Source organism: Flavobacterium bizetiae (assembly GCF_902804475.1).
Taxonomy (GTDB): Bacteria; Bacteroidota; Bacteroidia; order Flavobacteriales; family Flavobacteriaceae; genus Flavobacterium; species Flavobacterium bizetiae.
In genome coordinates, this window is record NZ_CADCSU010000124.1 from 39,416 (window position 1) to 50,449 (window position 11,034).

The 11,034-nt window shown below is 34.4% G+C and carries 8 protein-coding genes and 1 other RNA gene; 4 read left to right on the plus strand and 5 right to left on the minus strand.

Translation table 11 applies throughout. The features are described from left to right. Nucleotides 1-85: 85 nt before the first annotated feature. Nucleotides 86-482: a transfer-messenger RNA gene (ssrA, locus tag FLACOL7796_RS17255) on the minus strand. Nucleotides 483-549: 67 nt separating this feature from the next. Further along, nucleotides 550-1,752, minus strand: coding sequence for a serine hydrolase domain-containing protein (locus tag FLACOL7796_RS17260; RefSeq protein ID WP_173971983.1), 1,203 nt, complete (start codon nucleotides 1,750-1,752; stop codon nucleotides 550-552). Nucleotides 1,753-1,992: 240 nt separating this feature from the next. Between FLACOL7796_RS17260 and FLACOL7796_RS17265 the strand changes: the two genes are divergently transcribed. Next, the gene (locus FLACOL7796_RS17265) at nucleotides 1,993-3,195 is read left to right on the plus strand and encodes an NAD(P)-dependent oxidoreductase (protein WP_173971976.1); all 1,203 of its coding nucleotides are present in this window, start codon (nucleotides 1,993-1,995) and stop codon (nucleotides 3,193-3,195) included. Between the two features lie 132 nt (nucleotides 3,196-3,327). On the opposite strand, the gene fumC is transcribed toward FLACOL7796_RS17265, so the two are convergent. Next, nucleotides 3,328-4,713 carry a class II fumarate hydratase gene (fumC, locus tag FLACOL7796_RS17270; RefSeq protein ID WP_173971977.1) on the minus strand — a complete coding sequence of 462 codons (1,386 nt, stop codon included), beginning with the start codon at nucleotides 4,711-4,713 and terminating at the stop codon, nucleotides 3,328-3,330. 437 nt (nucleotides 4,714-5,150) lie between these two features. On the opposite strand from fumC, the gene FLACOL7796_RS17275 reads away from it, so the two are divergent. After that, the gene (locus tag FLACOL7796_RS17275; RefSeq protein ID WP_089477451.1) at nucleotides 5,151-5,321 is read left to right on the plus strand and encodes a hypothetical protein; all 171 of its coding nucleotides are present in this window, start codon (nucleotides 5,151-5,153) and stop codon (nucleotides 5,319-5,321) included. Between the two features lie 167 nt (nucleotides 5,322-5,488). Here FLACOL7796_RS17275 and FLACOL7796_RS17280 read toward each other — a convergent pair whose 3' ends face one another. Both FLACOL7796_RS17280 and arsC read right to left on the minus strand, forming a co-directional pair. Beyond that, the gene (locus FLACOL7796_RS17280; protein ID WP_173971978.1) at nucleotides 5,489-8,005 is read right to left on the minus strand and encodes an outer membrane beta-barrel family protein; all 2,517 of its coding nucleotides are present in this window, start codon (nucleotides 8,003-8,005) and stop codon (nucleotides 5,489-5,491) included. Between the two features lie 93 nt (nucleotides 8,006-8,098). Next, nucleotides 8,099-8,443, minus strand: a complete 345-nt coding sequence (gene arsC / locus FLACOL7796_RS17285) for an arsenate reductase (glutaredoxin) (RefSeq protein ID WP_173971979.1) — start codon at nucleotides 8,441-8,443, stop codon at nucleotides 8,099-8,101. Nucleotides 8,444-8,557: 114 nt separating this feature from the next. Between arsC and FLACOL7796_RS17290 the strand changes: the two genes are divergently transcribed. Together FLACOL7796_RS17290 and FLACOL7796_RS17295 are read left to right on the plus strand one after the other, a co-directional pair. Continuing rightward, nucleotides 8,558-9,490, plus strand: a complete 933-nt coding sequence (locus FLACOL7796_RS17290) for a CPBP family intramembrane glutamic endopeptidase (RefSeq protein ID WP_173971980.1) — start codon at nucleotides 8,558-8,560, stop codon at nucleotides 9,488-9,490. Between the two features lie 8 nt (nucleotides 9,491-9,498). Continuing rightward, nucleotides 9,499-10,542 (plus strand): AMP-binding protein, encoded by a 1,044-nt coding sequence (locus tag FLACOL7796_RS17295; protein WP_173971981.1) that lies wholly within the window; start codon nucleotides 9,499-9,501, stop codon nucleotides 10,540-10,542. The last annotated feature ends 492 nt before the right edge of the window (nucleotides 10,543-11,034 follow it).

Consider the following 11,034-nt stretch of genomic DNA (forward strand, 5'->3'; position numbering starts at 1 on the left):
TAATGTAATGATCATTTTTTCATTACGCTGATATGCTGAGTTTTAATATAAAAAAAACCTGTAAACAAAGAGTTTACAGGTTTTTTTGTGGAGTCGCCGGGAATCGAACCCGGGTCCAAACAAGCAACTAAAGAGCTTTCTACACGTTTATTTCCTGATTGGATTTTCGATGTTAAGCTAGGTCAGGAACAACCACTCAACACTTATCTTCTTAATTTCGATATCCACCCGAAGCTCATGGAAATCTAGGTTTATTTTTACGGTTCCCCTGTACTGACCGCCACAAACCAAGGCTTTCAAGGAGAATCCAGCTTCTCTATCTGATAGAGACGTGGCTTAATCTTACTATAATTCGGATTATGCAGCTAAAGCGTAGTTATTTTCGCCGTGTAAAATTGTAAGATCTTATATTTACGAGCAAGGTCTCAATGCTCGACGTGCTTACTTTTCAATTCGACTTGCTGTCAAAACCAGTCGACCCCAAAAATGAGTTTGCAAATTTATACTATTTGAAGTTAGTTTTGTAATAAATTTTTCAGAAAAATAATATTATTCTTCATCTTTGAAATTAAACGGATAATCACCAAAAATAGGAGCCAGTTTACGAACTGCATAAGTGTTTCTTGTCATTTTATTCGACAAAGCAATTATCGTAACATGCTCTTTCATTAACGGAATATACGATGAGGTATTACCATGCCACCAACCATTATGGAAATAATAATTTTGTCCGGTTTCCCAATTGATCATTCTAATTCCCAAACCGTAATTTTTTGTTCCTTTTCTTTCATTACTATAACCTGTATAAACTTGTTTTAAAAGTTCAGGTTTTAAAAATCCGGGAGCATTTCTGGCGCGGTCAAATTTTAAAAGATCTCTTGCAGTCGAAAATACGTTTTTATCTCCGTATACATTATCAAGATAATCAAAACCTATTTCTACACCGTTACCTTTATAAGAAGGAACAATCTTTTTTCGGTCTTTATCATCATCAAAAACATACGTATGCGTCATGCCCAAAGGTTTAAAAATCATTTGAGACATGGCTTCTTTATAGGATAGACCTGTGATTTTTTCGATAATTAGCGCAAGCATGGCGTAATTGGTATTGCAATAACTAAAACGTGTTCCTGTTTTAGATTCTAAAGCAATATCTTTTGTCGCTAAAATGTTTAAGATGTCTTTGTTTGTAAGCTGATTATGTCTGTCCCAAACCGATTTATCTCTGTCTGTAAAATAAGCGTAATTACGCATTCCGCTGCGATGGCTTAAAAGCATTCTGATCGTACAATCCTGGTACGGAAATGTTTTCAGAATTGTGTTTACTTTTTGGTCTAAATCAATTTTTCCTGCATTTACCAATTTTAAAACCGCAGTTGCTGTCAAAACTTTACTTACTGAAGCAATTTGTACCGGAGTTTCGGCTGTAATTTTAGTTCCTTCGTTTTTATTGGCGAAACCATTATATCTTTCAAAAATTATCTGACCATTTTTTGCCACTAAAAAACTTCCGTTCATGGTATTGTTAGGCCAATTTTTATTGTAAAAGTGATTGATTCGTCCGGCAACTGAATTTATATAAGCTTGTGAAATTTTAGTTTCATGAGCTAACGGTTTCATTTTAGGTAAAGTATCTTCGACTTCTGTGGCAGTATCTGTTTGTGTTGTTTTGTCTTTACCACAAGAACTTAAAACTAGTATTGAGAAAAGTATTTGTGGTATATTTGTTTTTTTAAGGAGGCTCATTTTCATCATTCTTTAAAAACAAATATATAGAATTCAATATTTAAGTTTCGTCATTTTTTGTTTACCTGAAAGTTGATTTTAACAAAATATTAAGACTTTATTTAATTAGTTGATTGTTTGTCAGCTTTTAACGGTTTTAAAACATTCTAAATTGTATTTTAACAACAAAACTTTAACTAAATTTGTTATATTTGAAACAAATTGAAGTGAAAAAGTTATATTAATAATTATTTTAATCGGATATAAATGAAATTTGGAATTATAAAAGAAAGAAAGAATCCACCGGACAGACGTGTTGTATTTTCGCCTAATGAACTTGCAAAACTAAAACAAACCTATCACGACGCTATTGTTGAGGTAGAGAGTTCTGATATCAGGATTTTTTCTGACGTTCAATATAAAAGTATGGGAATCACAGTTACAGAGGATATTTCCGGATGTGATGTTTTATTTGGAGTAAAAGAGGTTCCTGTCGATAATTTGATTCCGGATAAAGCCTATTTCTTTTTTTCTCATACTATTAAGAAACAGCCTTACAATCAGAAACTACTAAAAGCGATTTTAGAAAAAAATATCGATTTATATGATCACGAAACCATTGTCGATGATCAAAATCGTCGTTTAATTGGTTTTGGAAAATACGCCGGAATGGTGGGGGTTTATAATGGAATTCGTGCTTTTGGGATAAAATTTGAATTATTCAAATTGCCAAAAGCAGAAACTCTTGCAGGCAAAGATGCTTTAATCGCACATTTAAAACGTCTTAATTTACCAGCATTAAAATTTGTGGTTACCGGAACCGGAAAAGTAGGCAGCGGTGCTAAAGAAATTCTTGATGCTATTAAGGTAAAAGAAATTACGGTCGAAAATTATTTGACTAAAAACTATGCGCAGCCTGTATATGTTCAGTTAGATGTTTTAGAATATAATAAACGTATTGATGGAGAAGTGATCGATTTTAGAGATTTTATCGAACATCCTGACCAATATGTTTCAGATTTTGAAAAGTTTACTAAAGTTTCGGATATTTATTTTGCCGGACATTTTTATGCTACTGGCGCTCCGATGATTTTAACCAAAGAAATGCTGAATGCAAGTGATTGTAAATTAAAAGTAGTAGCCGATATTTCGTGTGACGTAAATGGACCAATAGCTTGTACTGTGCGTTCTTCGACGATTGAAGAGCCTATTTATGGTTATTTCCCTTTAGAAGACAGAGAAGTTGAGGTGTTTCATCCTGCAGCTGTTGTGGTAATGGCGGTAGATAATTTGCCTTGCGAAATTCCTAAAGATGCCAGCGAAGGTTTTGGAGAACAATTTATGGAACACGTAATTCCTGCTTTCTTCAATGGAGATAAAGACGGAATCCTGCAAAGAGCAAAAATAACCGAAAAAGGAAAGTTGACGGAGAGATTTAGTTATTTACAAGATTATGTAGACGGTAAATAATTATGAATTGTGAGTTATGAGTTATGAATTGTAATTTTTAGAAATAATAGAAAAGGCAGAAGATTTTTTTAATCTTCTGCCTTTTGTTTTCAATCATAATTTATAACTCATAATTCATAATTCATAACTTTTTTAAACCATCTCCTCCGGTTTTACCCAGGCATCAAAATCTTCGGGAGTTACGTAACCTAGACGAACGGCTTCATCTTTTAGAGTAGTTCCGTTTTTGTGTGCGGTTTGAGCAATTTCGGCTGCTTTGTAGTATCCTATTTTGGTGTTTAAAGCTGTAACCAACATTAATGAATTATCTACTAATTCTTTGATGCGTTTGTAGTTGGGTTCGATTCCCTGAGCGCAATGTTCGTCGAAGGAAACGCAGGCATCTCCTAATAATCGTGCTGATTGCAGGAAGTTTGCTGCCATAACGGGTTTAAAAACGTTTAGTTCGTAATGTCCCTGCATTCCGCCAACGGCGATTGCCATATCATTTCCGATCACTTGTGCACAAACCATAGTCAAGGCTTCGCATTGTGTTGGGTTTACTTTTCCGGGCATGATAGATGATCCTGGTTCGTTTTCAGGAATGTGAATTTCTCCAATTCCGGAGCGTGGCCCTGAAGCAAGCATTCTAACGTCGTTTGCAATTTTATTAAGCGAAACAGCCAATTGTTTTAATGCGCCATGAGTTTCTACAATAGCATCGTGTGCTGCAAGAGCTTCAAATTTATTTTCGGCGGTAACGAAAGGCAGGTTGGTAAATTTTGCAATGTATTCAGCAACTTTTACGTCGTATCCTTTTGGTGTATTTAATCCTGTTCCTACTGCGGTTCCTCCAAGAGCGATTTCGGATAAATGTGCTAAAGTATTTTTTAAAGCTTTTAATCCAAATGATAATTGAGCGGCATAACCTGAAATTTCTTGTCCTAAAGTTAATGGCGTGGCATCCATAAGATGGGTACGGCCAATTTTGACAACATCTTTGAATTCTTTTGCTTTTGCGGCTAAAGTGGCGTGTAGTTTTTCGACTCCGGGAATAGTGGTTTCGATTACCATTTTATATGCGGCAATGTGCATGGCAGTAGGGAAGGTGTCATTTGATGATTGTGATTTGTTGACATCGTCATTAGCTTTGATAAAAGGTTCGCCTTCGCCAATATTAAAGCCTTTTAAAACTTGTGCACGATTGGCAACGACTTCGTTCACATTCATATTGCTTTGAGTTCCTGAACCTGTTTGCCAAATAACTAACGGAAATTCGTCTTTAAGTTGTCCAGCGAGGATTTCGTCGCAAACTGCGGCAATGGCATCGCGTTTTTCGGCGGGTAAAACACCTAAATCGGCATTGGCGTATGCGGCGGCTTTTTTTAGATAAGCGAAACCTTCGATGATTTCTTGTGGCATTGAAGCCGAAGCGCCAATTTTGAAATTGTTACGGGAACGTTCTGTTTGTGCGCCCCAATATTTATCTGCAGGGACCTGAACTTCGCCCATGGTGTCTTTTTCTATTCTGTATTTCATGATGTTATTTGTAAAATGTTATTTGTAATCTGTGAGTTGTTAATTGTTGTTGTGAAATGTTAGGCGTGATTTGTTGAGGTAAATTGAACGCGGATTAGACTGATTTACTTCGTAAAGACGCAGATTGAAACGGATTTTTTTTCTTTTGTGATTGGAATTTCTTTTGAAAATGAATTTTTAGCCCCGATAGAAGTGGAAATCCTTTTATGTTTTTTCTTTAAAAACATAAAAGATTGTAACGGATAGCGGGAAATAGCTCTTGAAAATACTCATACTCTTCTAGTTTAGATAGTTAAATAATTATCGAGAAAAAAGCTTATTTAAAATGAGTTTAAATATACGTATTATTGTGATTTTATGAAAATTGATTTGGTTTTTATTGCTAACGAAAAATATAAAACATACATTTGTCCTTACATTCAAAAATTCCGGAAAACATGTTTGAATTTTCACAGTACTTAGGCTTTTTACTTTTCTTGACCATACTAACTATAGGGTTTTGGTTGATGTTTTTCTTAGTTGGTTTCGTATCTTATTGGGTTACGGGAGCAAGCTGGGAAATGATCAAAGAGAAAAGAGCAAAGAAAAAAGCAGAACAAGCAATTTAATTTTAAGTTGACTTTATAAAAAAAGGACCCGTTTTTGCGAGTCCTTTTTTTTATGTGAATAAGTGAAATAAATTCCAATAAAAAAAATCCAAATTCCAATTCTAAACTAATACTAAGTTTTACAAAATTGGAATTTGGATTTTTTTATGTTGGAATTTTAAGAAATATTATCCCGGAAATTCTCCTCCGCCATCGCCGCCGCCTTCATTTTTGGGCGCTCCGTTCTTTTCTCTGTCGTTTTTAGGTTTGTTGAAACGATACGTAAAAGATAAGTTGAATTGACGTTTACGGAATTGCATTTCGCCATATGATGTCTGGCTCTCAAGTGTTGTATCGTTTTGAAGGTACGTATATGACCTCATGATTCTTGAGTTGAAAATATCACTAATATTGAATGCGATTGTAGCTTTGTCTTTTAAAACATCTTTACTAAAAGCGGTGTTCATAGCAAATTGTCCCAAGTTTTTTCCCTGAGCTGTTTTTTGCTCGCCGTTGTATACTCCGCTTAACTGCCAGTCGATTTTGTATGGTAAAGTTAGCTTAGAGTTGATTCTGGCAAACCAGGTTGTAGCTTGATTGTCCAGATCTTGTACGACTACATTTCCTTTGTTATCTGTATAAGTATTGCTTCCGGTAGTTTTTACGTTGTAAATATTGAAGTTACTGTTGATTCTCCATTTTTTTAGCGGAGTATAATTTAGTGTAAATTCAAAACCAAATTTTTGCTCTCTTCCTAAGTTAATAGGGCGGCTTAAAATAACCGGAATTCCATCTTCAACAGGGTTCTCTGGTGTAGGAGTTACGACATTACCCTCAGAATCTACAACACTACCTGTAGGAGTTCTCACGAAACTGAAAACATCTTTGGTGTTTTCGAAATAGGCTGAGGTATTAAAAGTTACTTTGTCCCAACGTTTGATATATCCAATGTCGTATTTATCAGTTAAAGAAGGATCTAAATCAGGATTTCCCTGAAAGATATTAACATTACTGGAGTAGTTTGTTGCGGGGTTCATGAAACGTCCTCTTGGTCTTGATAAACGTTTACTATAACTAGCTGAGAAGCTGCTTTGTTCTGAAATTTCATAACTAATAAAAGCACTAGGAAATAAATTGTTGTATTTCTTAGTATTGAAATCGTTATTGTCTAATAAGTTCACCTGAATGTTGGTGTCTTCCCAACGCAAACCAAATAAATAAGAGAATTTGTTTACTTTGAAACCATACTGAGTATAAATCGCGTTGATGTTTTCTTTGTATTCTAAAGTGTTGGATAATTTATCATCTTTAACACCTTTATTATCTGTTATTAAATATTCGTTGTTCAGGTCTCCAAAACTACCTTTATATCCAGCTTCGAACTGACTTCCTTCACCTAATGGCAAAACATAATCAGCCTGAAGTTGTATTTGTTTTTGAACCTGATCGTTTAAAGTATTGTTGAAATTTTGTGACCCTGAAATAATACTGTTACTATCATCTGTATTTCTTGAAACCGATAAATCTGCAGTAAGTTTGTGTCCTTTATCGTTGAAATTCTTGATTAAGTTTGAAGTATATTCTACATTCTCACTATCAGTATCTCCGTTGTTTAATCTAAAAGATGTTCCGGTAAATGTATGCGCAGCATCAAAATTATTGTAGTTAATTAAATCTCTGGTATCGCCTGTGCTTTTTTGGTAATTAATGGCGTTGGTCCAAAAAGTATTAGGTGCAATAGTCCATTCTATACCGGCTCTTCCGTTGAATCCTTCGTTTGTTCTTTTGGTATCACGATCTTCATCCAGGTAACCTTTAGTCGATTTGTCGGCTTTAAAATATTCTGTATTAGTTAATCCGCCACCTTCGTTGGTTCTGTAGTTGTATCCTGCAGTAGTAAAGTAATTTACTTTTTCTGTTTTATAGTTCAGGTTGGCACTGGCACCGTAAGTTTCAGGAATACCTGTAGAGGCAATAAAAGTTCCGTTTACTCCCTGGTTTTTTCCTTTTTTAAGGATGATATTTATTAATCCTGATCCTCCTTCGGCATCGTAACGCGCAGATGGGTTGGTGATTACTTCAACTTTATCGATAGCATCGGCAGGAAGCTGACGTAAAGCTTCGGCAACGTTAATTGCGTTTGAAGGTCTTCCGTCTATTAAGATTCTGATATTATCACTGCCTCTTAAGCTTACATTTCCTTCAGTATCCACAGAAACAGAAGGTACATTGTCCAGAACGTCACTTACTGTTCCGCCTTTTACCATCATATCCTGACCAACATTGTATACTTTTTTGTCCAGTTTTATTTCTACTGTAGATTTCTCTGCGCGAACTACAACTTCATTTAGTTGTGCAGCATCTTCAGATAAATTTACAACTCCTAAGTTGGTGTCGCCCTGAATAGTTCTTCCTTTTATTTCTGTTGATTTAAACGAAATAAATTCAACTTTTATATCGTATGTTCCAGGAGCAACGGCCACATCAAATTCCCCTTTAGGATTTGTGATTCCGCCAGCAATGACTTTGGTATCATTTGGAGCTGTGATCGAAATGGTGGCATATTCAAGAGGTTGTTTGCTTATTTTTTCGAAAACTTTTCCTGTAACTTTTACTTTGTTGTTGGCTGGTGGTCCTTGTTGGGCATAATTGTAAAAACTTGTAAATAGCACTACAAGTAATACAGCAAATTTGATTTGTTTCATTTTATTTCTGGTTTCTTTTTTCTTTAGACCGCAAATGTACCTTTTGGTTTAAAGCGAGAAATCATAAATAAATGTTAATAATACTTTTTATAATCAATCTAAAAAAGAAGCAACAAGATCTAAATCTCGCCCAATAATTGCTTTTCCGTCTTTTATCACGATTGGTCGCTCTATCAAAATAGGATTATTTGCCATTGCCTCAATAATCTGGTCATTGGTCAATTCTTTTCCTTTATAATTTTCGATCCATATTTTTTCTTTAGTACGAACCAAATCAACCGGTTGAATATTTAATTTTTTAAGTAATGTTTTTAGTTCGTCAACAGAGGGAGTTTCTGTCAGATACGGGATAATTTCATATTCCTTATTGGTTTGCTCGATAAAAGCCAGACAGTTTCTTGATTTTCCGCAACGTGGGTTATGATAAATTTGTATCATTTTGTTATATTTAAGCTGTTATAAGATAATTAAATTAAAAATTAGGTATTTTAGCAAGACCAAAAGTAAGATTTACTTATCAAATTGAATTCTCATTTTTAAATTATTATACATATGTTTTTAGAACAAGGAATTAAATCTCAGAATAAATTTTGGTTGTATCTTATCGGGTCAATCTTAATTATTATTGCTTCATTTATAGGTCAGATTCCTTTTTCGGTTGCGGTGCTATTTAAAACTTTTACAGGTAAAGAGGTAATGCCTACAGATAATGCTGCCATTATGAAAATATTCGAACCTAATCTTACTTTGTTTTTGGTTATGATTTCGTTTGCCTTTGCCTTTGCAGGTATTTATTTTGTCGTAAAATATTTGCATCATCAAACGCTTTTATCTGTTACCACAGCAAGAAGAAAAGTGGACTGGAAACGTATTGGTTTTTCCTTTTGGATATGGACGTTTTTTACTTTATTAAGCTTTGTGATAGTGTATTTGACCTCTCCTGAAAATTATGTATGGAATTTTAAATTGATTCCTTTTTTGATTTTAGTTGTAGTAGGATCGATCTTAATACCTATTCAAACCAGTACTGAAGAATATGTTTTTAGAGGATATTTGATGCAGGGGTTTGCTAATTTGGCAATGAACAGATGGTTTCCGTTAATGATGACGTCTCTAATCTTTGGAATGATGCACATCTTTAATCCGGAAGTTGCCAAAATGGGTTACATTATTATGATTTATTATATAGGAACCGGTTTGTTTTTGGGTGTTATCACCCTTATGGATGACGGGATCGAACTAGCTTTGGGTTTTCATGCGGCCAACAACTTAATTGGTGCTTTGCTGGTTACTTCAGATTGGTCTGTTTTTCAAACCCATTCTCTTTTTAAAGATCTTTCAGAACCATCTGCCGGTCTGGATGTGATATTGCCAGTTGTAGTGATTTACCCTGTTTTGCTTTTTATTTTTAGCAAAAAATACAACTGGACGAACTGGAAAGAAAAATTAACGGGTAAAATAAATGTTGTAGAAATTTCAAATTAATAAATATCATGTCAAAATTAACACACAAAAATGTTCACAACTATTTTAAGTTAAATAGTTTTCATTTAAACGCTGACGAGTTGCGTCGTGTTGCTTATGATTATATTAAGGAGGGCGATAGCAATGAGCAGGCGATAGGCGAATTTTTGCTCGATTGGTTCGATGATAAGAATTATATCGAGATGAAAACTTCCGGAACCACGGGACTTCCAAAATTAGTACGATTAGAAAAGCAAGCGATGATTCAGTCTGCATTAGGAACTGGAGATTTCTTCGAATTAGAGCCAGGAAATAAGGCATTGCTTTGTTTGCCTGTACAATTTATTGCCGGCAAGATGATGTTGGTACGCGCTATTATTTTAGGTCTTGAATTGGATATTGTACCGCCGAGTACGCAACCATTGGCTTTGAATACAAAGGTGTATGATTTTGTTGCGATGGTGCCTTTACAGGTTCAGAATTCGATTGAGGCTTTAAAAAATGTCAAAAAAATAATTGTTGGCGGGGCTAAAATGGATACTGCTCTTGAAGAAAAGGTTTTGCCGCTAATCAAAACCGAAGTGTATGAAACTTATGGTATGACCGAAACGATTACTCATATTGCTGCGAGAAAAGTAGGAGAGAACGTTTTTACGGTTTTACCAAATGCAAAAATTAGTCAGGATGATCGTGGTTGTCTTGTTATTAATGTTGCAACAATTTCAGATGAACCAATTGTTACCAATGACTTGGTCGAAATAATAAGAGAGAATCAATTTATTTTCCTGGGAAGAATTGATAATGTTGTTAATAGTGGAGGAGTTAAGCTGATTCCGGAACAAATAGAAGCGAAACTAATTGGTAAAATAAATACCAGATTTTTTGTAACAGGAGTTCCTGATACTGCTTTGGGAGAAAAATTAATCTTGGTTGTCGAAGGTGAAAAACAAGAATTTACTCCGGAGTTTTTTGATGGTTTAGGAAAGTATGAAAAACCAAAAGAAATTGTTTTTGTTCCGAAGTTTAAAGAGAATAAAAACGGAAAGTTATTACGTAAGCCAAGCTTGGTTTAAATAAAATTCCAATATTTTAAATTCCAAATTCCAATTTTTACAATTGGGATTTGGAATTTTGTTTTAAAGTAAGTTTAGTTTTATGTAATTATGTTATTAGGTAAGAAAATTTAGTTATATTTATAACATATTAACTTTAAAACCTCATAAAAATGAAATTTATCCTAAATCTTCCAAATGTTCAGGTGTTAGGCAAGGACGAACTAAAACAAATTAAAGGCGGTAATTATATCTATTCCTTGAATGGTTATAAAATAGATTGTGCTAAGCCCCTTGTTGATCGACCTAGTTGTGACCCTTTTAATATACCGCCATATTGTTCGATTTCTCCGAATATGTGTCCCGTAATTCCTCCATTGGAAGGATAAAGCATAAAAGCCTTTAGAGATAAAATGAGGACACTGAAAAAGTCCTTCTTTAGGAATGATTGTTAATTAAAAGGAGTAGAAGCTAAATGTTTTCTGCTCCTTTTTTTTGTATCTTTTGAGTGTA

Bases quoted from the DNA above. Each gene is read 5' to 3' on its own strand.
- fumC (WP_173971977.1), bottom strand. From the start codon at position 4,713: ATGAAATACAGAATAGAAAAAGACACCATGGGCGAAGTTCAGGTCCCT.
- FLACOL7796_RS17275 (WP_089477451.1), top strand. From the start codon at position 5,151: ATGTTTGAATTTTCACAGTACTTAGGCTTTTTACTTTTCTTGACCATA.
- arsC (WP_173971979.1), bottom strand. From the start codon at position 8,443: ATGATACAAATTTATCATAACCCACGTTGCGGAAAATCAAGAAACTGT.
- FLACOL7796_RS17260 (WP_173971983.1), bottom strand. From the start codon at position 1,752: ATGAAAATGAGCCTCCTTAAAAAAACAAATATACCACAAATACTTTTC.
- FLACOL7796_RS17280 (WP_173971978.1), bottom strand. From the start codon at position 8,005: ATGAAACAAATCAAATTTGCTGTATTACTTGTAGTGCTATTTACAAGT.
- FLACOL7796_RS17295 (WP_173971981.1), top strand. From the start codon at position 9,499: ATGTCAAAATTAACACACAAAAATGTTCACAACTATTTTAAGTTAAAT.
- FLACOL7796_RS17290 (WP_173971980.1), top strand. From the start codon at position 8,558: ATGTTTTTAGAACAAGGAATTAAATCTCAGAATAAATTTTGGTTGTAT.
- FLACOL7796_RS17265 (WP_173971976.1), top strand. From the start codon at position 1,993: ATGAAATTTGGAATTATAAAAGAAAGAAAGAATCCACCGGACAGACGT.